This is a genomic window from Mesorhizobium carmichaelinearum, assembly GCF_900199455.1.
GTDB classification, from domain to species: Bacteria; Pseudomonadota; Alphaproteobacteria; order Rhizobiales; family Rhizobiaceae; genus Mesorhizobium; species Mesorhizobium carmichaelinearum.
Genome location: NZ_FZQR01000002.1, coordinates 648816 through 672065, shown reverse-complemented (window position 1 = coordinate 672065; position 23250 = coordinate 648816). Strand labels below are relative to the sequence as shown.

Annotated in this window: 18 protein-coding genes and 1 pseudogene; 4 read left to right on the top strand and 15 right to left on the bottom strand. The window is 64.7% G+C overall.

Annotated features, from left to right (window positions below; genetic code table 11):
• Positions 1-2: 2 nt before the first annotated feature.
• Positions 3-1439: an FAD-binding oxidoreductase gene (locus CKW40_RS06440; RefSeq protein WP_095199053.1), complete on the bottom strand. Its 1437-nt coding sequence runs from the start codon at positions 1437-1439 to the stop codon at positions 3-5.
• A gap of 161 nt (positions 1440-1600) precedes the next feature.
• Here CKW40_RS06440 and gloA point away from each other — a divergent pair, with 161 nt between their 5' ends.
• On the top strand, positions 1601-2011 hold the full coding sequence (gloA, locus tag CKW40_RS06435) for a lactoylglutathione lyase (RefSeq protein WP_095199052.1): 411 nt from the start codon (positions 1601-1603) through the stop codon (positions 2009-2011).
• Positions 2012-2094: 83 nt separating this feature from the next.
• Here the strand turns inward: gloA and CKW40_RS06430 are convergent, their stop codons facing one another.
• The 4 genes from CKW40_RS06430 to CKW40_RS06415 form a co-directional block, all read right to left on the bottom strand.
• Positions 2095-3063 (bottom strand): ABC transporter permease, encoded by a 969-nt coding sequence (locus CKW40_RS06430; RefSeq protein WP_095199051.1) that lies wholly within the window; start codon positions 3061-3063, stop codon positions 2095-2097.
• A 4-nt stretch (positions 3064-3067) separates the two neighbouring features.
• Positions 3068-4570 (bottom strand): sugar ABC transporter ATP-binding protein, encoded by a 1503-nt coding sequence (locus CKW40_RS06425; protein ID WP_095199050.1) that lies wholly within the window; start codon positions 4568-4570, stop codon positions 3068-3070.
• Positions 4571-4575: 5 nt separating this feature from the next.
• Entirely contained in the window at positions 4576-5559 is a 984-nt protein-coding gene (locus CKW40_RS06420; protein ID WP_095199187.1) for an ABC transporter permease, read from the bottom strand.
• A 158-nt stretch (positions 5560-5717) separates the two neighbouring features.
• Positions 5718-6800 (bottom strand): sugar ABC transporter substrate-binding protein, encoded by a 1083-nt coding sequence (locus CKW40_RS06415; protein ID WP_095199049.1) that lies wholly within the window; start codon positions 6798-6800, stop codon positions 5718-5720.
• A 215-nt stretch (positions 6801-7015) separates the two neighbouring features.
• Between CKW40_RS06415 and CKW40_RS06410 the strand changes: the two genes are divergently transcribed.
• On the top strand, positions 7016-8620 hold the full coding sequence (locus CKW40_RS06410; RefSeq protein WP_095199048.1) for a GMC family oxidoreductase: 1605 nt from the start codon (positions 7016-7018) through the stop codon (positions 8618-8620).
• Here the strand turns inward: CKW40_RS06410 and CKW40_RS06405 are convergent.
• Entirely contained in the window at positions 8617-9465 is an 849-nt protein-coding gene (locus tag CKW40_RS06405; RefSeq protein WP_244571097.1) for an NAD-dependent epimerase/dehydratase family protein, read from the bottom strand. The genes CKW40_RS06410 and CKW40_RS06405 overlap by 4 nt on opposite strands.
• 137 nt (positions 9466-9602) lie before the next feature.
• On the opposite strand from CKW40_RS06405, the gene CKW40_RS06400 reads away from it, so the two are divergent.
• Positions 9603-10334 (top strand): FadR/GntR family transcriptional regulator, encoded by a 732-nt coding sequence (locus tag CKW40_RS06400; RefSeq protein WP_095199046.1) that lies wholly within the window; start codon positions 9603-9605, stop codon positions 10332-10334.
• A gap of 42 nt (positions 10335-10376) precedes the next feature.
• Here CKW40_RS06400 and kdgD read toward each other — a convergent pair whose 3' ends face one another.
• From kdgD to CKW40_RS06380, 4 genes are all read right to left on the bottom strand, one after another.
• Positions 10377-11309, bottom strand: a complete 933-nt coding sequence (gene kdgD, locus CKW40_RS06395; protein ID WP_095199045.1) for a 5-dehydro-4-deoxyglucarate dehydratase — start codon at positions 11307-11309, stop codon at positions 10377-10379.
• 80 nt (positions 11310-11389) lie between these two features.
• A complete protein-coding gene (locus tag CKW40_RS06390) occupies positions 11390-12217 on the bottom strand; it encodes an ATP-binding cassette domain-containing protein (RefSeq protein ID WP_095199044.1) in 828 nt (275 codons plus the stop codon).
• Positions 12214-13281 (bottom strand): ABC transporter permease, encoded by a 1068-nt coding sequence (locus CKW40_RS06385; protein WP_179297845.1) that lies wholly within the window; start codon positions 13279-13281, stop codon positions 12214-12216. Before CKW40_RS06385 ends, CKW40_RS06390 begins: the two co-directional genes overlap by 4 nt.
• Positions 13282-13422: 141 nt before the next feature.
• Positions 13423-14514, bottom strand: a complete 1092-nt coding sequence (locus CKW40_RS06380) for a sugar ABC transporter substrate-binding protein (RefSeq protein WP_095199042.1) — start codon at positions 14512-14514, stop codon at positions 13423-13425.
• A gap of 183 nt (positions 14515-14697) precedes the next feature.
• Here CKW40_RS06380 and CKW40_RS06375 point away from each other — a divergent pair, with 183 nt between their 5' ends.
• On the top strand, positions 14698-15732 hold the full coding sequence (locus CKW40_RS06375; RefSeq protein ID WP_095199041.1) for an aldo/keto reductase: 1035 nt from the start codon (positions 14698-14700) through the stop codon (positions 15730-15732).
• A gap of 64 nt (positions 15733-15796) precedes the next feature.
• On the opposite strand, the gene CKW40_RS06370 is transcribed toward CKW40_RS06375, so the two are convergent.
• From CKW40_RS06370 to CKW40_RS06350, 5 genes and pseudogenes are all read right to left on the bottom strand, one after another.
• The gene (locus tag CKW40_RS06370) at positions 15797-16609 is read right to left on the bottom strand and encodes an NAD-dependent epimerase/dehydratase family protein (protein ID WP_095199186.1); all 813 of its coding nucleotides are present in this window, start codon (positions 16607-16609) and stop codon (positions 15797-15799) included.
• A 3-nt stretch (positions 16610-16612) separates the two neighbouring features.
• Positions 16613-17814 (bottom strand): annotated as a pseudogene (locus CKW40_RS06365) (pyridoxal phosphate-dependent aminotransferase).
• Positions 17811-19430 carry a hydantoinase B/oxoprolinase family protein gene (locus CKW40_RS06360; RefSeq protein ID WP_095199040.1) on the bottom strand — a complete coding sequence of 540 codons (1620 nt, stop codon included), beginning with the start codon at positions 19428-19430 and terminating at the stop codon, positions 17811-17813. The pseudogene CKW40_RS06365 and the gene CKW40_RS06360 overlap by 4 nt, the downstream one beginning before the upstream one ends.
• Positions 19427-21523 carry a hydantoinase/oxoprolinase family protein gene (locus CKW40_RS06355; RefSeq protein WP_095199039.1) on the bottom strand — a complete coding sequence of 699 codons (2097 nt, stop codon included), beginning with the start codon at positions 21521-21523 and terminating at the stop codon, positions 19427-19429. The genes CKW40_RS06360 and CKW40_RS06355 overlap by 4 nt, the downstream gene beginning before the upstream one ends.
• A complete protein-coding gene (locus CKW40_RS06350) occupies positions 21520-23190 on the bottom strand; it encodes a thiamine pyrophosphate-binding protein (protein ID WP_095199038.1) in 1671 nt (556 codons plus the stop codon). The genes CKW40_RS06355 and CKW40_RS06350 overlap by 4 nt, the downstream gene beginning before the upstream one ends.
• Between the last annotated feature and the right edge of the window lie 60 nt (positions 23191-23250).

Below are 23250 nucleotides of genomic sequence, written 5' to 3'. Positions count from 1 at the left end.
GCTCACCTATAGTCGACGGCGGATGCGGACGCCAGAATGCGGCCGTTGCTCAATATGTGACGCGGATCGAACGCCTGCTTGATGCCTGCGGCGAGGTCCAGCGTCACCGGATCGATGCGTTCGAGGAACGCCTTCTGCTTGACCCGGCCGATGCCGTGCTCGGCGCTGATCGAGCCGCCATAGCGGTCGACGACGGCAAAGATTTCCGCCTCGGCTTCCTCGAACAGATGCTCGATCGCTTCAGCGCCCATGCCCTCCGGCGGCACGACATTGAGATGGATGTTGCCGTCGCCGACATGGCCATAGGTGACGGCGAGCGCATCCGGCCGCGCCTGCTCTAGCGCGGCCAGTGAGTCGCTGACGAAATCGGCGAGTTTCGAGATCGGCACTGAAACGTCGGTGCGCAGATAGCGGCCGCCACGGCCCTGCCGCTCGACCATGATCTCGCGGTAGAGCCACAGCCGCTCGGCCTGGGCCCGCGTCGATGCGACGATGCCGTCCTCGACGAGATCGGCGACGCCGCCGAGAAAGCCCAGAAGCATGGCGGACAGGTCGATCAGCCCGCCGGAGGACACCTCGATCAGCACATAGGCCGGGTAGGGCTTGTTGAGCGGGTCGGCAAAATCCTTGCCCTCGCGCATGGTGATCTCGATGCCGCCGCGCAGGATCAGTTCGAAGGCGGTGAGCAGGTCGCTGCAATCGCGCCGGGCGCGGGCATAAAGCGCCATCGCATCCTCGACGGAGCGCAGGCCGACCAGCGCGGTCTCGATCTGCGTCGGTTTGGGGAACAGTTTCAGCGCCGCCGCGGTGACGATGCCGAGCGTGCCTTCCGAGCCGATGAAGATCTGCTTGAGGTCATAACCGCGATTGTCCTTGCGCAGCACCTTCAGCCCATTCCAGATCCGGCCGTCGGCCAGCACCACTTCGAGGCCGAGCACCAGGTCGCGCGTCATGCCGTAGCGCAGCACATTGAAGCCGCCGGCATTGGTGGCGACATTGCCGCCGATGCGGCAGCTGCCCTGCGCGCCGAAGGTGATCGGCAGCAGGCAGTCGTTGTCCTCGGCGGCACGCTTGGCGTCTTCGAGGATGCAGCCGGCCTCGACCACCATGGCGAAGTCGATCGGGCTGATCGAACGGATCCTGTTCATGCGCTCCAGTGAGATGACGATCTCGCCGCCGTCGGCCGCCACCGCGGCACCGACAAGGCCGGTCAGGCCGCCTTGCGGCACGACCGGAATGCGCTCGGCATGGCAGAACCGCATCAGCGCCGACATCTCCTCGACCGAGGCCGGGCGCGCCACCGCCAGCGGCCGGCCGAAATGGTCGCCGGACCAGTCGCGGCTGTAGCGCGCCAGGTCTTGCGGCTCGGCCAGCAGCCCGCCATTCGGCAGCACGCCGGCAAGGGCCGTGATTAGCGATGCGGAGGTGGCGACATTCATGAATTGACTCTGCACCCCTGGGGAAAACGACTGGACAACCACCATTCTTGTCGTGTTATCATACAACCCTGATTTAGAACATCAAGCGAGGTCACGTTCCAACCAGCTGTTTGATGTGGATGGTCAGACCCGCAAATCCCTGAATTCGGAGGACTTTCCCAATGAGCGACGCCCCGGGCTTTCGCTATATGCACACCATGATCAGGGTGCTCGACCTCGACAAGTCGATCGCCTTCTACACCGAGGTTCTCGGCATGACCTTGCTGCGCCGCGACGATTATCCCGGCGGCAAGTTCACCAACGCCTTTGTCGGCTATGGGCCGGAGGACAAGGAAGCCGTCGTCGAGCTGACGCTGAACTGGGGCAGGGAAGAGCCCTATGAGGTCGGCACCGGCTTCGGCCATCTGGCGCTCGGCGTCAACGACATCTACGCCGTCTGCGCCGAACTCGAAAAGCGCGGCGCCAAGATCCCGCGCAAGCCAGGTCCCATGCAGCACGGCACCACCCACATCGCCTTCGTCGAGGATCCGGACGGCTACAAGATCGAACTGATCGGCCTCGACACGATGTGATCCGCCCAAGCGGGGCCGCATCGGGCTTGTGATGCGACCCCGTCCTGTCCGCGCTGGCTTGGGAGGCGGTGCGGATCGATCTGTCACTTGATGACCGCGATCTTGCTGCGGTCGATGGTGATGGCGACGGCGGCGATGAGCACCGCGCCGAACACCATGTTTTCCAGGAAAATGTTGACGCCGACGAAGGTCATGCCGATGCGCACGATCGAGATGATCAGTGCGCCGACCGCCGTGCGCGCCACGCCGCCCAGCCCGCCGGTGATGGCGGTACCGCCGACGATGACGGCGGCGATGGCCGGCAGCAAAAGCTGGTTGGCAAGCACCGGCGAGCCGCTCGACAGCCGTGCTGCCAGCACCACGCCGGCGACAGCAGCCAGCATGCCGGAAGCGGCGAAAGCGATGATCTTGGTGCGGTCGACATTGATGCCCGCCGCCCATGCGGCCGGCTCGCCGGCGCCGACGGCGATCGCCTGGCGGCCAAAGCGCGTGTAGCGCTGCGCGAGGAAAGCGGCGATGCCGATGACCGCCGAAATCAGCACCACCACCGGCAGGCCGGCGACGCTGGCATTGATCCAGGCGGTGTTCTCGCGGCCCGCCTCCTCGATGGTGATGGCGCGGCCATCGGAGACCCAGAGCGCCAGGCCGGTGACGACGCCGCCGGTGGCAAGCGTTGCCACGAAGGACGGCACGCGCAGCTTGACATGGACGATACCGCTCAACGTGCCGAAGGCGAGGCCGGACAGGATCGCCAGGGGAAAGGCGGCAAGCCCGAGCGAGGGCAGCAATTGCGCCAGGATGACGCTCGCCAGCGAAGCCACCGCCTGGATCGACAGGTCGATGCCGCCGAGCAGGATGGCGAAGGTGACGCCGGTCGCCAGGATGAACAGCACGGCGGTGTTGGCAAACAGCAGCGACACGGTCTCGCCGGTGAGGAAGCCGGGCGCGGCGATCTCGATGATCAGCAACAGCGCGACAAGCAGGACCAGCGGAATGGCGCCTTGCGTCCACTTACCTTCGAACACCTGCCGGAAAGGAAAAGGTTCGTTCATCAGCTCACACCATCGCTCGCAACAGGTCGACCTGGTTCGGCTTCTTGCCGGGGCTGGCGTCGAAGCGCGCGGTGATCTCGCCATCGCGCATCACCAGCACCTGGTGCGACAGGCCGATCGTCTCTTCCAGCGTGTCGGAAATCAGAAGGATCGCCACGCCTTGCGCCGAGAGATCGCGCACCAGTTCGTAGACTTCCTCCTTGGCGCCGACATCGAGGCCGCGCGTCGGATGGTCGAGGACGAGGATGCGCGAGCCGGCCGTCATCCAGCGCGCCAGCACCACCTTCTGCTGGTTGCCGCCGCTGAGCTTGCGGCAGGCGGCATCGGGGCCGGGCGCCTTGATGCGCAGCCGCTTGATCCAGTCGGCGGCAAGCCGGCGCTCCTTGCCATAGTCGATGGCGCCATGGCGCATGACGCTGGAGAGATCGGCGAGCGAAATGTTTTCCGCGATCGACAGGAACATCACCAGTCCCTCGAGCCTACGCTCGCGCGGCACATAGCCGATCCCCTTGCGCACCGCCGGTTCCGGCGAGCCGAAATGCACGGCATCACCGGCGATCTTCATCTCGCCGGCATCATGCTGCAGGAAGCCGCCGATGGTGCGCGTCACCTCCTCGCGGCCGGAGCCGACCACGCCGGCAATGCCGACGATCTCGCCGGCCCTGATTTTCAGGTCGACACCGTGATAGGCACCATTCGCGCCAAGCCCCTTGGCCTCGACCATGACCGTCTCACGCGGCTGCTGCTGGCGGGCCTCGCGGTAATATTCCGCCTGCAGCCCGCGCCCGACCATGATCTCGTGCAACTCCGGCGCGGTGACCTCGGCCGCGCGGTGCTCGGCGACGACCGCGCCGTCCTTCATCGTGTAGACGCGGTCCGATATTGCCAGCACCTCATCGAGACGGTGCGAGACGAAGACGAAGCTGGCACGGGATTTGAGCGAGCGCACGCGCGCGAACAGCACCTCGATGTCGGCGGCGTTGAGCACCGAGGTCGGCTCGTCGAGCAGGATGAGCAACTGCCGTTCGACCACTTCCTCCAAGGTCAGCGCCTTGGCGAGCTCGACCATCTGGCGCGCGGCGAAGGTGAGTTCGGAGGTGCGCGCCGTGACATCGATGTCGATGCCGATCTTGGCCAATTGCCGGCGCGCCGCCGCGTTCATGGCCCGCCAGTTGACGATGCCGAAGCGGGTGAAGCGGTCTTCCTCGCCGAGATAGATGTTTTCGGCGACCGTCAGGTTGAGCACCAGCGACTGTTCCTGGAACACCATGCCGATACCGTATCGGGCCGCGTCGCGCGGGCTGCGCATGCGAAGCTGTTCGCCGTCGAGCGTCAGGCTGCCGCCATCTGGCCGGTAGCTGCCGGCCAGCACGCGCATCAGCGTAGACTTGCCGGCGCCGTTCTCGCCGATCAGCCCGACCACCTCGTTGGGCCGGACCTCGATCGAGACGTCGCGCAAGGCCTGGACGCCGGGAAAGGTCTTGATGATGTGGGACGCGTTCAACATGGCGCTCACTTGACGATTCTCAAGCGCACGCGGTCGAGCGACAGCGCCACCGCGGCGATGATCATCAGGCCCTGCACGGTCTGCTGGATGTAGGGCGAGATGCCGAGCAGGATCATGCCGTTGGCAAGCACGGTGACGATCAGCACGCCGATCAGCGTGTTGACGACACCGCCTTCGCCGCCGGTCAGCGCGGTGCCGCCGACAACCACGGCGGTGACGGCGGCAAACAGCCTGCCGTCACCGATGACCGCATGCGACTGGCCAAGCTGTGCGGCGGCAAGCACGCCTGATATGCCGAAGAAGAAACCGGCCAGCGCAAAGGCGGTGATGCGCACGCGCACCACGTTGACGCCGGAGAGCTTGGCGACATCCTCGTCGCCGCCGATCGCCAATATGTGGCGCCCGAGCTTGGTGTGGTACTGGATGACAGCGGCGAGCAGGAACGCTGCAAACGCGACCCAGACCGCCACCGGCAAGCCAAGGAAGCGGTGCAGTGCCAAGTCGCGGATCGAGGCGTCGTTGAGGCGGATCGCCGAGCCGCCCAGCATATAGACCGACAGGCCAAGGCCGATGAACCACATGCCGAGCGTCGCCATGAAGGACGGGATGCGCAGCATGGTCTGGACGAGCCCGCTGATGAAACCCATTGCAGTGCCGGCGACCACGGCGGCGAGCACCGCCCACCAGCCATAATCATTGCCGTTGGCGTCATTGGCGGCGAGCAGCACCACCACCATCGCCGACACCGAAAGCGTGCCTTCGACCGAAAGGTCGATGCTGCCCATCAGGATGATGAAGGTCAGCCCCATCGCCAGCGTCAGCGGCACGGCGGCGGAGTTGGCAAGCCGCACCAGATTGCGCAGCTCGATGAAATTGGGATTGGCGATGGCGATCAGTACGCAGAGCACGATCAGCACCGCCAGCGGCGCCAGGCTGCGCCAGCGCCTGCCACCGAACAGGGTGGCGATCCGGCGAAGGATCAATGTCATAAGCGTCGTCCGCTCGATGTCCGAAACGGACTTCAGGGGTTCTGTATGGATTGTCAAGAAACCGCTTCCCGTCAGCTGATGACAGCCATCGCGGACAGGCATCCGCAGTGGCCGTAAAAAGATAGCGGGCCGCCAGGGAGCAGCGGCCCGCCCGGCGGTCAGGTCCGGATCGCTCCGGTCACCCGGCCCCACAGATCGTTCCAGTCGATCTCCGGTTTGGAATCGACATTGGTCTTGTAATATTCCTCGACATTGTCGTGCGAGATCAGCACCGCCTTGCCGTAGAATTCACGGTGTTCCGGCGGCTCCTTGGTCGGGTCGAACTTGCCGATCTTGGCGTTGTAGCCGATGGCGAGCCCCATGCCGCCCTGCCAGAACGGATCGGAGGTGACGGTGCAGGCGAACTCGCCGGTGCGCACCGCGTCGACCGCCGTCTTGATGCCGTCGACGCCGACGATCGGCACCTTGCCGGCAAGGTTTTCGGCGCGCAGCGCTTCCAATGCGCCCGAGCCCATATCGTCATTGGCGGCCCAGATGCCCTTGATGTCGTCGCCGAAGCGGGTGAGCAGATTGCCCATCAGGTCGAAGGCCTCGGTCGATTTCCAATTGGCGACCTGGAAGTCGAGCAGCTTGATGTCGGGATTGGCGGCCAGCGCGGCGTCGAGCCCTTTCTTGCGTTCGATCGCCGCCGTGGTCGAGATCAGGCCGCCGAGTGCCACGATGCCGCCCTTGCCGCCGATGGTCTTGAACAGGATCTCGGCGATGGTCTTGCCGCTGGCGATGCCGTCGAACTCGATATGCGAGACATAGTTCGGGTTGAAGTCCTTCGGATGCAGATCCGCCGGCTTGTTCCACTGCGTCACGACATAGGCGCCGGCCTTGGCGCAGGCCTCGACGATGGGGCGCGCGTCCGGCGTGTCGTTGGGATCGGAATTGAGCACCATGTTGCCGCCGGTCTTGGCCAGCATCGCCTTGATGTCGGCAATGCCCTTCTCGCTGTTGCCTTCCGAAACCAGCGTGACGTGTTCCAGCCCGGCCCATTTGGCGTAGGCCTCCGCACCCGTCTTCCACACCGCGTGGTAGGGGTTGGACAACGAGCGGATCGATGTCACCAGCGTCGGTTTGTCGGCGGCGCGCAACACATTCGGCATGGCAAGCGCCGCCACGCCGGCGGTGGCGCCCATCATCAGCGTCCGGCGGCTGATCGCGCCGGTAAGCGTAAAATCTGTCCTGTCCTTCATTTATCGAACCTCCCGATTGAATTCTGTTTCCGCCCGGCGGCATGCGCTGACAGCGCGGCCGGGACCTCCGATCGAAGGGTTGCCAAGCTCCTCCACTTGTACGACAACCCTTCAACACGATAACCATACCCTTTCTCTTGACGCGGCACAAGCGACTTGAGATCGTTGCGTAGAGGAGAGCAGGGCGATGATTTCGGCTCTGCAAGGGAGCGAGAATGTCTGATTACATCATCGTCGGCGGCGGCTCGGCCGGCTGCATTCTGGCCGCCCGGCTGAGCGAGGATCCGGACGTGTCGGTCACCTTGCTCGAAGCCGGCCCGCCCGACACCGACCGCTACATCCATCTGCCGGTCGGCTTCTTCAAGATGACGTCGGGACCGCTGATCTGGGGCTATGACACGGCCCCCGGCAAGGCGATCGACGGCCGCACCATGGTCTATCCGCAGGCGCGGGTGCTGGGCGGCGGCTCCTCGATCAACGCCCAGGTGTTCACGCGCGGTTGCCCGCAGGATTACGACGGCTGGGCGGCCGACAATGGCTGCGCGGGATGGAGCTACGCCGAGGTGCTGCCCTACTTCATCCGCTGCGAAGGCAACGACACTTTCGCGGGCCGTGAGCACGGCATCGATGGCCCGCTCGGCGTTTCCAGCGGCGCGCCGCATCCGCTGACCCGGGTGTTCGTCAAGGCGGCGCAACAGGCCGGTCTTCCCTTCCGCGCCGACTTCAATGCCGGCCAACAGGAGGGCACGGGATTTTATCAGACGACGACGCGTCAGGGAAAACGCTCGAGCACGGCCGTCGCCTATCTCAAACCCGCGCTTGGCCGCAGGAATTTGACGCTGCGCACCGATGCCACAGTCAGCCGTGTCGTCGTCGAGAACGGCCGCGCCATCGGCGTCGAGATCATCGTCAACAGCCGCACCGAACTCTTGCGCGCCGAGCGCGAGGTGATTGTCACCGCAGGCGCCATCGGCTCACCCAAACTTTTGATGCTGTCGGGCATCGGCCCGGCCGCGCATCTCGGCGAGCACGGCGTCAAGGTGGTCCATGATCTGCCCGCCGTCGGCCAGAACCTGCACGATCACATGGATGTCGACGTCGTCGCCGAGCTCAACGGACCGCATGGCATCGACCGCTACAAGAAGAAGCGCTGGCAGGCCGTCGCCGGCCTTGAATACGCGCTGTTCGGCAAGGGGCCGGTGGCCTCCAACATCGTCGAAGCCGGCGGTTTCTGGTGGGGCGACCGCGCCGAGAAGACGCCCGACATCCAGTTCCATTTCCTGCCCGGCGCCGGTGTCGAGGAAGGCATCGGCTCGGTTCCCGGCGGCAATGGCTGCACGCTGAATTCCTACCATGTCCGCCCCCGTTCGCGCGGCAGCGTCACGCTGCGCTCGGCGGATTTGCGCGACAAGCCGATCATCGATCCCAATCCCTTCGCCGAGCGCTACGATCTCGAGCGCGCCATTGACGGCATCGAGATCAGCCGCGAGATCCTGTCGCAGTCGGCTTTTTCAAAATACATCAGTCGCGAGCATCTTCCGGGCGCGGCCATGCAGGGACGCGCCGCACTCGAAGCCTTTGCCCGCGAACACGGCCGCAGCGCCTACCACCCGGTCGGCTCGTGCCGGATGGGCGGTGATGCCGACAGCGTCGTCGATCCCGAGCTTCGCCTGCGCGGTGTTGAAGGCCTGCGCGTCTGCGACAGCTCGGTCATGCCAAGCATTGTTTCGTCCAACACCAATGCAGCAGTGATCATGATTGCCGAGAAAGCGGCGGATTTGATCGCCGGGCGAGGCCCGCTGCCGGCGGTGACGGCCTAGTCGTCCTGAAACATCTCGCGCGGCGGAAAGTCTGAGCGGCTGTAGTCCACCACGATGAACTTGCCGCCCTGGTAGCGCTCGACCACCGGATTGTCCGTCACCTTGCCGCGCACGCGTTCGGCCTGGTCGTCGGAACTGTCGCGCGGCACCCAGCCGAGCTTCAGCCTGGCATCGTGCCGCCAGAAGCCGCGGCTGTTGTTGGACTGGCCCCAGATGACCGAGCAATCGACACGCTCCGCCTCGGCGCAGCGCTCGATCAGGCGCACAAAATCGTCATGCGATATCCAGGTCGACAGGATCCGTTCGTCCGGTACCTCGGGCAGCACCGAGCCGATGCGGATCAGCACGCTTTCCACGGCATGCTTGTCGAAATAAAGCCGCGCCAGCATCTCGCCATAGGCCTTCGACAGGCCGTAATAGCCGTCGGGCCTGAGCAGACAGTCCTGGTCGAGAATCTCCGTCCGCTCATAGAGCCCGACCGCGTGCACGGAAGACGGGAACACGACGCGCGCTTTCTCCCGGCGCGCCGCCTCGTAGATGTGGTAGGCGCCGCGAAGATTGGGGCCGAGCACTGTCTCAAAAGATTGCTCGGTGGAGATGCCGCCGAAATGCAGGATCAGGCCGCAGCCCTCAGCCAGATCGTTCACCGCCTGCTGGTCCTCCAGATCGGCGATGGTGAAGCTTGCGTTTGGCGGCAGCGGGATCGGCAACGGCGCGACATCGGTGAGCCGCAAGGTCCAGCCCAGTGCCGCCAGCCTGGCGGAGAGCAGGCGCCCGATCGCGCCGGAGGCGCCGGTCAACAGCACCGGTTTGTCGGTCAGCATCATCACATCCTGTCCTTTCATCGATACCGCCGACATGTTTCCGCGGAGCTGGCAAGGCGAATGAAGACTGGTCGCGGCCAACGCGCCACAAATGTCATCATATCACCGTATAAATAATGGGTTGCCAAGGACAGCGGTTCGTTTATTGCTTGGTGGCGATGAAACGTTCCTTTGGCCTTCCCCCGCAGATCAGCCGCACGGCGCAGGTTGCCGACTGGTTTGCGCGCGAAATACGTGCCGGCCATATGACCAGCGGCGAGAAACTGCCGACCGAGCAGGAACTGATCGCGCAATTCGGTGTCAGCCGCACGGTGATCCGCGAAGCCATGGCTTCTCTTCGATCGGAGGGCCTTGTCGTCAGCCGCCAGGGCTCTGGCGTCTTCGTCGCCGACCATGAGGCCAACACCACGTTTCGTATCGTCTCCGACGAGCTGCACTCGCTGACCGAAGTCCAGAACGTGCTGCAGCTTCGGCTCGCGGTGGAACAGGAAGCCGCCGGCATTGCCGCCGAGAAGCGCAGCGACGACGACCTTGCCCGCATGCGCGACTGCCTCGACGCCATCGACGCCTCGATCGCCGCGGGCGAGAGCGCCATCGAGCCCGATTTTGCCTTCCACCGGGCGATCGCGTCGGCAACCGGCAATCCCTATTTCGAACGCTTCATGCATTTTCTCGGACCTGTCGTCATTCCGCGCCAGTCGATCCGCCCGCGCGACGAAACGCCGGAGCAGCGGCGGCACTATCTGGAGCAGGTCCAGATGGAGCATCGCCGCATCTATCAGGCCATCGAGCGGCAGAATGTCGAAGCCGCCCGCTTCACCTTGCGCGAGCATCTGGAAGCGGGGCGGGAACGCTATCGCCGCATGGTCGACGGCTCGGCCAGGTCGTAGCGCGCCGTCGGTCTTCGATCCGCTCCCGCAAATCATCCCGCGCTACGCCAGCTCTGCGACCGGCATCTTGCAGGACTGCATGAGATCGGCGAGCTGCCGCTCTTCGTCCTGCGTCAGGTCGAGAAGCGGTGACCTGACCGGGCCGCAATCGATGCCGGCGATGCGCGCGCCGGCCTTGACGATCGAGACGGCATAACCGGCGCGCCGGTTGCGGATGGCAAGATAAGGCAGGAAGAACGAGCGGATGAGGTCGTCGACTTCCGTCTTGTGGCCGGCGCGCAAGGCATTGAAGAAACGCAGCGCGATCTCGGGTGCGAAATTGTAGATTGCCGAGGAGTAGGTTGTCATGCCGATGGCGGCTGCCGCACTGGCATGGACTTCGGCCGTCGGCATGCCGCCGATGAAGACCAGCCGGTCGCCCATGCGATAGCGCGTGGCGGTGAGCAACTCGATGTCGCCGACGCCGTCCTTGAAGCCGATCAGATTCGGGCAATCCTGCGCCACACGCTCGAGCGTCTCGGGCGTCAGAATGGCATTGTCCCTGTTGTAAGCGATCACGCCGATGCCGACCGAACGGCAGATGGCGGTGAGGTGACGGCGCAAGCCGTCCTGCTCGGATTTTACCAGATAGGGTGGCAGCACCAGCAGGCCGTCGGCGCCATTGGCCTCGGCGGCCTTGGCAAACTCGACCGCCATATGCGTGCCATAACCGACGCCGGCCAGCAGCGGTATCGTATCGGGCACTTCGTCCGAAGCCGCCCGCACGACGCGCTTGTACTCCTCCAGCGTCAGCGAAAAGAATTCGCCGGTGCCGCCGGCGGCAAAAAGCCCGCTCGCGCCGGCAGCGCCCTGGCTGGCGACATGGGCGCGATAGCCGTCTTCGTTGAAGCCGCCGTCATCGTCGAAAAAGGTCAGCGGAAAGGACAGCAGCCCGCGGCCAAGGGATCTGGTCAGTTCGGTGGGTGAGAATGTCAAAACAAGTACTCCGTGCGAGGGGCCGGCCGATGGGAGGTCGGACCGGCAAGGATTGGTTCAGCTGTGGCTTGCCGGCAGGTTCATACGAGGCCGGGCCGCACTTCGGCCGCGGCGGCGTCGATCGCCCTGCTGCCCAAGCCCGACTTGACGATGCGGATCAGTTCCTCCTCGCTGGTGTCGGCCGTGGAGGCGTCTAACGCGACCTCGCCCGAATGCAGGAAGTTGATGCGGTCGCAGACCTCAAAAATCTGGTTGTAGTTGTGGACGATCAGGATCACCGAGACCTGGCGCTGCTGGCGCAAATTCTGGATCAAGCCCAGCACATGCGCGCTCTCGCGCACGCCGAGTGCCGCCAGCGGTTCGTCGAGCACCAGGATCTTCGGCGACGAATAGATCGAGCGGGCGACCGCAATGCACTGGCGCTGCCCGCCCGACAGGAGGTCGACCGTGCTGTTGACGCTGGGGATCGTGATGCCGAGCGTATCGAGATAGAGCTGCGCCTGTTCGCGCATCTTCCTGTTGTCGAGCAGGTTCAGGCCGAGGAAGCGCTTGTGGTACTCGCGGCCGAGGAACATGTTGTGGAAGACGCTGAGGTCGCCGATCAGCGCCAGGTCCTGATAGACGGTTTCGATGCCCTGGGCGCGCGCATCGCGCGGCGAGGCGAAGCGAACCTCCTTGCCTTGCGAGACGATCGTGCCGGTGTCGGGCTGGTGGAAGCCGGACAGGATCTTGATCAGCGTCGACTTGCCGGCGCCATTGTCGCCGACCAGGGCCAGGACTTCGCCCTGGCGCAATTTGATCGAGACGTCGACCAGCGCCGTGACGGCGCCGAAACTCTTGGAGATGTTGGACATCTCCAGAACGGTTGGAGCATCGGGGGCGAGCGGTGGAATAGCTTGCGAATTCATACGCGCCTCCGTGTGCGCAGGCGGTCGACCTGGATTGAGAGGATCATCGCCGCTATGATGGCCGCGCCGAGATAGATGTCGGACACGGTGGCCTGGGCGCCGATCATCACCAGGCCGTTGTTGAGCGAGGCGACCACGAAGGCGCCGATCAGCGCACCGATGACCGTGCCGGAACCACCGAGCAGCGAGGTGCCGCCGATGACCGCCGCCGCGATCGCCTGCAAGGTGAGGAACGGGCTGCCGGCCTGCGGGTCGGCCGAGGTGAACTGCGCCGTGTTGATGATGCCGGCAAAGGCGGCGAAGCCGCCGGCGATCATGAAATTGTAGATCTTCATGCGGTCGGTGCGCACGCCGATCTCACGCGCGCCGATGATGTTGGAGCCGGTTGCAATGGTGTGCAGGCCGAAGGTGGTGCGAGCGAGCACCAGCGCCAACACCAGAACCAGCACCACCGCCCACAGGAAGGGCGTGAAGGCCGTGATGCCATGCCAGGACAAGAGCGCGTCCGACGGCTGGTACAGGCTCTGGCCGAAGATGGCGTTGAAGGGTTGCTCGACTGGCGCCACGATCGGCTGGCTGTTGTAGATCGAGACGACGATGCCTTGCAGGAAGAACAGCATGCCGACGGTGGTGATCAGCGACGGCACCTTGAAGCGCACGGTGATGATGCCGTTGATGGCGCCGACCAATATGCCGATCAGCACGCCGATCAGCGCGCCGACGGCCAACGGCAAGCCATAGGTGACCGACAGCAGCGCCATGACATAGGGGGCGATCGAGAAGATGGCGCTGAGTGACAGGTCGATCTCGCCGGTGATCATCAGCATGACTTCCGCCGCGGCGATCAGGCCAAGCCGACCGGTGTCGCGCAGCACCACGCTCATGAATTGCGGCGACAGGAAGCCGCCATCGCTGCCGAACTGGAAATAGATGACGAGCACGATGGCGACGACGGCGATGCTGGCCTCGCGATAGCGCGAAAGCAGAATCAGCAGCCTCTCGGTCATCGTGTGCGGGACCTTGACGCCGGTCTTCTTCGCAGGCTTGGTTTCTGTGGGCGGCACTCTTGTCTTCCTGATTTCGAACTTTGGGCGAAGAAGCGGATCGGCGATGAGGTGAAGCAGCCGAGCCGGCAGCCGTCGCTGCCCCCGCCACATCAAGTGAAATGACGCGGCGAGGGCAGGCGTTTCACGGGGTTGACCGTGTCAGGTCGGCTCGACGTCGCTGCGGCCCTCGAAGCGGGATTTGCCGACATAGGCGTCGACATTGTCCTTGGTCACATAGGCCTGGCTGGTGTCGCTGTTGGCCGGCCCGACGAGGCCGCCCGAGAGCTTGTAGAGATACATCTGCTGCACCGGCAGGAAGCCCTGCAGATAGGCCTGCTGGTCGGTGGTGAAGTTGACGTCGCCGGCCTTGATGAAGTCCAGCGTCTGCGGGAACAGGTCGAAGCCGGCCACGGCGCCGCCTCCCTTCACCAGGCCGTATTTGTTGGACACGAAACCGCAGGCATAGGTGTCGGAACCGCCGGTGCCGAACAGGCCGTTGACGTTTTTGTGGCTGAGGTAATAGCTCTCGACGCGCGAGATTTCCGTTGCCGGATCCGGCCCGGTGTTGACGACATCGTAAGTGACGCCGCTGTTCGAGTCCTTGATCGCCTGGATGTAGCCGTCGAGGCGCGGCTGCGTGTTGAGCGAGCCCGGCACGCCGATCGACAGCATGACATGGCCACCCTTGGGGATCAGCTTCAGCCACTTCAGCGCCGAGTTGTAGCCCGACTGATAGAGCGGCTGGCCGACATAGGAGAGCCGCCTGTTGGGGCTGCCGACCGGCACGTCGGCGTTGAAGGCGACGACCGGGATGCCGGCCTGGGCTGCCATGTCGGTGGCGGCGTCGAAGGCCGTCGGGTCGACCAGGCACACCGCGATGCCGTCAGACTTCTGCGCGATCGCTGTCTGCATGGCGCTGACCATTTCTGAGACGACGTTCTTTTGCGACCCCGTCCACTGGTAGCTGCAGCCGAAGGCGGCACAGGCATCCTGGATGCCGTAGACCGTCGGCGTGAAGAATTGGTCGAGCGTCACATGGCAGACGAAGTGGAATTTGTAGGGCTTCTTCGGCAGGCCGGGCGATGAATCGGCTGCTTTCGCGGCGCTGATCCCGCCGGCCAGGCCGGCGCCCGCCAGGCCGCTGGCGAGGCCCGCCGCACCGAGGCCGAGCTTCCCGGCCAGTGCGAAGGCACTGCGCCTGGAGATGGCGGCATTCACCATCTCGGTGTGATTCTTCGTTTCGTCGTCCATACGTTCCTCCCTTGTCGCTTTGTAGGTGTCGCTACATTTGTCGTCTGGTTACATTGTTATATGACAACTTTTGTGTCAATGGTCTTTCGTCGCCGAATTCAGGACGGGCCTTGCGATCTGAATGGCGCGGGAAAACGGCCCTCTGGCCGGCACGATGGACGACCAAGATCACAGGAAGAGAAAATGGCTGAAATCGAATTCAGGGCTGTGGCGAAGAATGGCGTAGAGGTGACGACGATCGGGCTCGGCGGCACCGGGCTGGGCAACATGTATCGCGCCGTCGATACCGATGCGGCGGTAAAGACGGTGCAGGCGGCCTATGACAATGGCATCCGCTATTTCGACACCGCACCGGTCTACGGCTTTGGCGTCAGCGAGACGCGTCTGGGTCTCGCCATCAAGTCGCTGCCGCGTGCCGACATCGTCATCTCGTCCAAGATCGGTTACGACCTCGTGCCCATTCCGCCGGAGGAGCTGAAGCCGGCACTGTGGGACCAGCCCGGCTCCTTCCGTGCCGAGTTCGACTATTCACGCGACGCAGTGATGCGTTCGCTCGAGGGAACGCTGAAGCGCCTCGACACCGACTATGTCGACATGGTCTCGATCCACGATCCCGACGAAGCCATTCATTTCGCTCCCGGCGAAGATCCCTACGCCAGAAGCCGCTTCAAGGAAGCCATGGACGGCGCCTATCCCGCGCTCGACGAACTGCGCTCGCAAGGCGTCATCAAGGCGGTCGGCGTCGGCATAAACCAATGGCAGATGCTGTCTGATTTCGTCGTGGCAGGTGCGTTCGACTATTTCCTGCTCGCCGGCCGCTACACGTTGCTCGAACAGGAGCCGCTGGCGACCTTGCTGCCGCTCTGCGAGCAGCGCGGCACCAGGATCATCATCGGCGGCCCCTACAATTCCGGCATCCTGGCAACGGGCGCCGTCAAGGGCGCGACCTTCAACACCAGGGCAGCACCCGAGCCGGTGCTTGAACGCGTCCGCCGCATCGAGGCCGTCTGTATCAATCATAAGGTTTCGCTGCCGGCCGCCGCACTCCAGTTCCCGCTCGGCCATCCCCTGGTTTCCAGCGTCATCCCGGGCGCCCGCTCGGCCGAGGAGCTGAAGCAGAATCTGGCCTATCTGCGCGAGGACATTCCCTCGGCCCTGTGGGCTGATCTCAAACGAGAGGGACTTATCGAAGCCGGCGCGCCCGTTCCTGCGGCGTGATTGGAGATCGCCGGCAGGTCAGCGGCAAGGTCGAAAACGCCTCGGACGGCGCATCGCCCTGCCGTCACGCCGGCTTGTCGTCCGGGTGGCCAAGTTCGCAGAACCAGCCGCCGAGATATTTTACCGACGGCCGTTTCGGGTCGGGAACGGGGGTCTTGGCCTCCACGGCGGCACGGAACGGCTCGGCGCTGTCCTGCGGGGTGAATCCCAGATGGTTGGCGCCGCTGTTGTCGACCATCTTTAGCTTGTTGTCGGATATGCCGAAGGAGATGGTGTGGCCGACGCGCGGCGCGGTCAGCGATGCCTCGACCAGCCGCACGCAGTCGGCGAAGGAGAGGTACGACCACAGCATGCGCCGGTCCGCCGGTTCGGGAAAGGACGAGAAGATGCGCAGGCAGACCGTCTCGATGCCGAACTTGTCCCAGTAGAGCCGGCTCAGGCTCTCGACGAAATTCTTCGAGACACCGTAGAGGCTGTCGGGACGCACCGGCGCGTCGACGCCGATATGCGCCTCGACCTCGTGATAGCCGATGGCATGCACCGAGGAAGCGTAGATGACGCGCTTCACGCCGTGTTTCCGGGCGCCTTCGTAGATGTGGTAGGAGCCGCGGATACTGGAATCGAGGATGGTCTGCCATTCGCATTCGAGCGGGGCGCCGCCGAAGTGAACGATCGCGTCGCAATCCTTGGTGGCCGCGATCGTCGCTTCCATGTCGGCGAGATCGAACACCGCTTCCTCCTCGTGCGGGGCAAGATCGGCGAACGGTTCGCGCCCCGCCAAGCGGATCGTCTTCGCCAGCGGCACCAGCCCCTTGCGCAGTTCCGAGCCGAGGCGGCCTGCAGCACCGGTAATCAGGATACGGTCATAATGCGGCATCATCTACTCCACTTGCGCGACGGCGGCGTTGATCCGCACGATCGCCTCGGTCAGCACCTCTTCGCTGGTCGCGGTCGAGATACGAAAATAGGGTGAAAGTCCATAGGCTGCACCCGGCACCGACGCCACACGGCCTTCGTTCAAGAGATAGTTTGCCACTGCCGCGTCGTCCTCCAGCACGACGCCCCCGGGCGTCTTGCGGCCGATCAGATTGGCGCAACCAATATAGGCATAGAAGGCGCCGTCCGGCGGTGACAGCGTCAGTCCGTTGATCTTCCTGATGCCATCGACGACCAGATCGCGGCGCGCTTCGAACGCTTGCCGGAAGCGCACCACCTCGTCCTGCGGGCCGTTGAGCGCGGCGACCGTCGCCGCCTGTGCGATGGAGCACACCGAGGTGCAGGACTGGCTCTGGATGGTCGACATCGCCTTCACCAGCGGCGCGGGTCCCGCCGCATAGCCGACACGCCAGCCGGTCATCGCATAGGATTTCGAGACACCGTTGACGATCAGCGTGCGATCCCTGAGTTCAGGGCAGGCCTTGCCGAAGGAGACGAACTCGCGCCCGTCGAAGAGGATGTGCTCGTAGATCTCGTCGGAGAGGATGAGCACCTGCGGATGCCTTGCCAGCACCGCGCCCAGCGCCTTGAGATCGGCCTCGGAGTAAACCGCGCCGGACGGGTTGCCCGGCATGTTGAGGAAGAGCCACTTCGTCCTCGGCGTGATGGCCTTCTCCAGCACATCAAGCGTCAGCCGGAAGCCTGATGTCTCCGGGCATTCGACGGTGACAGGCGTGCCGCCGAGCAGCTTCACCATTTCGGGTAGGAGACGAAGTAGGGGGCCGGCAGGATGGCCTCGTCGCCAGCCTCCAGCGTCGCCATCAGCGCGTTGAAGATGATCTGCTTGGCGCCGTTGGCCACCACGATGTCATCGGCCGTGTAATCCAGCCCATTCTCGCGGCGGAACTTACCGGCGACGGCGTCGCGCACCTCGGCCGTGCCGGCAGCACCGGTGTAGAGCGTCTGTCCTGCCTTCGCCGCGAAATGGGCGGCATCGATGATGTGGCTGGGCGTCGGGAAATCCGGTTCGCCCAAGCCGAGATCGATCACGTCGACGCCCTTGGCGCGCAGCGCCTTGGCGGCTTGCGAGGCCGCCATGGAAGCCGAAGGCTTCACCGCCGACAGGCGCGAGGCAATGTAGCTCATTTGCCGTTCTCCGAAATATATTCCTTGGACTGGTCGTTCGCTCGCGCCTCGACGCTGCGTTTGGCCGGATCGCCATAGCCGCCGCCGCCCGGCAATTCGAGGATCAGCCGACGTCCGGCCGGAACATGCTGCCAGCCCTTGGGCCGCATCTGCGTGCCGTCGTCCAGCTTGACGACGCCGGCCACGCCGGGCTCACCGCCATTGCGTCCATGGGCAGGGTGATTGACGCGGTCGAACATCGCCGAGAAGTCGAACTCATGGCCCTCGATCGCGGCGATCTCGATCACTTGTCCGAGGCCGCCCCGGAATTCGCCGTCGCCGCCGGAGTCCGGCCGCAACTCCTTGCGCCAGATGACGATCGGCCCGGTATGCTCCGTCGCCTCGATCGGCATGGTGTGGACGCCGGAAGGGAAAGCCGTCGCCGACAGGCCATCGATGCCAGGGCGCGCGCCCATGCCGCCGGAGTTGAACATCAGCACTTCGGCGCGGCGGCCCTGGCCGCCCGCAACCGGCCGCACCGAGATGTGGATGTTCCATAGCGCGCCGGCGCCCTCGGCGAGGATCTTGCCGGGCATGGCCTGGGAGATCGCGCCCAGCACCAGATCGGGGACCATGTGGCCGAAGATGTGCCTGAGCGCCACGGGTGCTGGCCGCACCGCGTTCAGGATGTTGACCGGCGAGGTCACGGTGAAGAAGGCGAGCGAGGCGGCGTTGTTGGGGATGTCGGGCGCCACCACGCATTTCAGCGCGTAGCAGGCATAGGCCTTGCTGTAGATGATCGGGCAGTTGATGCCCCACCGGCTCATCGGATCGGTGCCGGTGAAATCGACCTCGACATGATCGTCGCGGACCGACACTTTTGCCACCAGCTTCACCGGCGCGTCGTAGCCGTCGGTGACGAGTTCGTTCGACCAACTGCCTTTCGGCAGCGCCTTGATGCGCTCGAGCATGGCGTCGCGTGTGCGCGAGAAGATGAAGTCGCCGAGCCCGTCGAGCGAGGAGAGCCCGATCTCCTTCATCATGTCGACGAGGCGGCGATGACCGACCTCGTTGCAGGCGGCGAGCGAATAGAAATCGCCAACGACCTGGTTCGGTTCGCGGACATTGGCGCGCAGGATCCTGACGAGGTCGAGATTGACCTTGCCCTTCTCGGCGAACTTCATGATCGGGATCTGGATGCCTTCCTCGTAGACCGACTTGGCGTCGGCGCCGAAGCCGCGTCCGCCGACATCGACGACATGCGCGGTGCAGGCAAAAAACGCCACCAGCTCGCCATTCAGGAAGGACGGCGAGACCATGGTGATGTCGTGCAGATGGCCGGTGCCCAGCCAGGGATCGTTGGTGACATAGGTGTCGCCCTCGAACATTGTGTCGCGCGGGATTTCATTCATGAAATGCAGCACGGCCTCGGCCATGGTGTTGACGTGGCCGGGCGTGCCGGTCACCGCTTGCGCCAGCATCTGGCCGCGCGGGTCGAACACGCCCGCAGACAGGTCGCCGGACTCGCGCACCGAGGTCGAAAAGGCGGTGCGCAGCAAGGTCAGTGCCTGCTCCTCGACCACCGAGATCAACCGGTTCCACATCACCTGCATGCGGATGTCGCTGATGTCGCTCATGACTGGCTGCCTTTGCGGATCAGAAGGATGGCGCCGTCGCTCTGGATGACGGCGTCGAAGCTGGTGGTGACGACGGTGGAGGTCTCGCGTTCGACGATGACCACCGGCCCCGCGACGCGGTCACCCGCGCAAAGCGTATCGCGTTCGACGATGCCGTAAGTCTGCGGCTCGCCGCTTGCCGGATCGAACACCGCGCGGGTCGTGGTCGGGTTGCTGGTCCGCTTGCCGCTCGTAAGCTCGTGCCTGGCAACATCAGGCCGGATATCCGTCGCCTTGACCGACCAGGTGACGATCTCGATCTCCAGCCCGTCGAGCCCTTCGATGGCGCGGCCGAAGAAGCGCTGGTAATTTGCCTCGAACAGCTCCTTGAGCCCTGTGACGGCATCCTCGCCGAACGGCGCATCGGGCAGCGGCACCGGGATTTCCCAGCCCTGGCCGGCATAGCGCATGAAGGCGGTGATTTCGCAGGTGATGCTGCCGCTGGCGCCGCTGCGCACGAAGCTTTCGGCTGATGCCTTGAGGTCGCCAAGCAAGGCGTTGACCTCGGCCGGCTGGAACCGCGACAGGCGGGTCAGCTTCGACGCCAGCGCCTCGTAGCCGAACGGCGCCTTGAGGAAACCGATCGCCGATCCGACGCCCGCGCCCTTGGGGACGATGCAGCGTTCGATGCCGAGTTTTTCGCAAAGCCTTGCCGCGTGAAGGGGAGCAGCACCGCCAAAGGCGATCATCAGATTGTCGGAGATGTTCTTGCCGTTCTCGACGGCGTGGACGCGGGCGGCATTGGCCATGTTCTCGTCCACCACCTCGCAGATGCCGAAGGCCGTCGACATGGCGTCGAGTGACAGCCGCTCGCCGACATCGCGCAGGATCGCCTGTTCCGACGCCGCCGTGTCGAGCTTGATCGCGCCGCCGGCGAAATTGTCGGGGTCGAGCTTGCCGAGCACCAGATCGGCGTCGGTGATCGCCGGGCGCTTGCCGCCGCGGCCGTAGCAGGCGGGCCCCGGCTCCGAGCCGGCACTTTCCGGCCCGGTCTGGATACGGCCCATGGCGTCGACCCAGGCGATGGAGCCGCCGCCGGCGCCGATCTCGATCATTTCGATGACCGGTATAGAGATCGGCATGCCCGAGCCCTTGCAGAAGCGGTAGGTGCGCGCCACTTCGAAGGTTCTGGCCGTGCGCGGCGCAAAATCCTCGATCAGGCAGATCTTCGCGGTGGTGCCGCCCATGTCGTAAGAAACGACCTTTTCCAGGCCGAAGCGCCTGGCGATATCCGCGGCGAAGATGGCGCCGCCGGCCGGGCCGGATTCGACCAGGCGCACTGGGAATTCCGAGGCGGTTTCCACCGAAATCAGGCCGCCGCCCGAATGGATCATGAAGACCGGGCATTCGGCGCCCATCTCCTTCAGCCGCGTCTGGAAGCGGGCGAGATAGTCGGCCATTTGCGGCCGCACATAGGCATTGGCGCAGACCGTGTTGAAGCGCTCGAACTCGCGCATCTGCGGCGACACTTCGGCGCTGATCGAAATCGGGATGCTGAGCTTGCGGGACAGGATTTCGCGCGCGCGGCGCTCATGGGCTGGATTGGTGTAGGCGTGGATGAAGCCGATCGCCACCGAGCCGAAGCCGCCTGCCGCAATCCGTCCGGCAATCTCCTCCAGTGCGGCTTCATCGAGCGGCCGCAACTCCTGTCCCTCGGCGCCGATACGGCCCTTGACCGTGAAGCGATGCTCGCGCGGGATGAGCGGTGTCGGCAGCTGCAGGTTCAGATCATATTGCTCGAAGCGGTTTTCGGTCCGCATCTCAATCACGTCGCGGAACCCTTCGGTCGTGACAAGCGCGGTCTTGGCGCCGCGCCGCTCGATCAGGGCGTTGGTGGCGAGCGTCGTGCCGTGGATGATGATGCCGATCTCGGCAGCCGAAATGCCGGCATCGCGCGTGACGACGACAATGCCGTCGAGGATCGCCTGCTCGGGCGCCGCATAATTGGTCAGTACCTTGGTCGAGAACAGCTTTCCCCGGAGGTCGAGAGCGATGTCGGTAAACGTGCCGCCTATATCAGCGCCAAGACGGATGTCGTCGGTTCTGGAGGTCATGCCTTGGCCTTCTGCGAAGCGAGCGCGGCTTCGCGAATCTGGGAGAGGGTCTGCCGGGGCGTCAGCGCTTCGGGCGAGATGGCGATGTCGAGGACGGCGCCCGTCGCCGAGGCGAGCGCCCGCCCGAAGGCGGCGGCGAATTCCCCGGTGGATTCGACCCGTTCGGCGTGGAAGCCATAGGCCTTCGCCAGCGCCACGAAGTCGGGATTCTCGAGCGAGGTTCCCGAGACGCGAGCCGGATAGTGGCGCTCCTGATGCGCGCGGATCGTGCCATAGATGCCGTTGTTGATGATCAGCACGATCGGCTGCGCGCCCGCCTGCATGGCGGTGCCGAGTTCCTGGCAATTCATCTGGAAATCGCCGTCGCCAGCAAAGCAGACGACGGTGCGCTCCGGGAACGCGACTTTTGCCGCGACCGCCGCCGGCAGGCCGTAGCCCATGGCGCCGGACTGCGGCGCGAGCAGCCGCGCCTGTGGCCCGAACTTGAAGAACTTGTTCGGCCATACCGTGAAATTGCCGGCACCGTTGGTGAGGATGACGTCGGCGGGCAAGATCTCGCGCAGCCAGGCGCTGACCGCCACCATATCCACCGGGCCCGGCTGGACGGGTGCCGCGAATGTCCCTTCATAGGCCTTGCGCGCTGCCGCGCGCCACTCCGCCCATGTACCCTTGACCGGCGTCAAAGCCTTGGCGAAGGCGTTCGGGCCGGCATGGATGCCGATGACAGGCACATAGATCTTGCCGATCTCGCGGTCGGAGCCATGGACGTGGATCAGCTTCTGGCGCGGCTGCGGCACCGACAGCAGCGTATAGCCGTCCGTGGTCATCTCGCCGAAGCGCACATTGACGGCCAGGATCACATCGGCGTCGCTGATCAGCTTCTTCACATGCGCCACCATGCCGACACCGGCCTCGCCGACGAAGGCGGGCGAATGGTTGTCGAACTGATCCTGATAGCGGAAGGCGGCCACGACCGGGATGTCGGACGCCTCGGCGAAAGCCTGCAGCGCCGTACGTCCAGCCTCCGTCCAGTTGGCACCGCCCATGAGCAGAACCGGCTTTTCCGCAGCCGCCAGCAGTTTGAATGCCGCAGCCATCGCATCCACGCTCGGCGCCGGCTCGAAAATCGCTGCCGGCCCGCTGAGCGGAGCGGCTTCGGTCAGCGTGGTCAGCATGTCCTCCGGCAGCGCGACCACCACGGGGCCAGGCCGTCCGGTCAAGGCGGTGGTCCAGGCCCGCGCGACGATCTCCGGCAGGCGCGCGACGTCGTCGATCTCGACCGCCCATTTGGCGACGGTGCCGTAAACGGCCCGGTAGTCGATCTCCTGGAAAGCCTCGCGGCCCTTCATGTCGGTGCCGACCTGGCCGACGAAGAGGATCATCGGCGAACTGTCCTGCATGGCCGTATGGACGCCGATGCTGGCATTGGTGACGCCCGGGCCGCGCGTCACGAAGCAGATGCCCGGCGATCCCGTCAGCTTGCCGTAGGCGGAAGCCATGAACGCCGCGCCGCCCTCATTGCGGCACAGCACATAGTCCAGCTTTCCCTCTGTGTCATGCAGCGCATCGAGAACGGCCAGGTAGCTCTCACCCGGTACGCCGAAGCTCTTGCTCGCGCCCAGAGCGATCAGGCATTCGACAAGAAGGCGGCCGCCATTGCGGATCATGCTTCGATATCCTTACAGCTGGCGGCAAGCGGACCGAGCCTGCCCTTCGGTTTATACCTG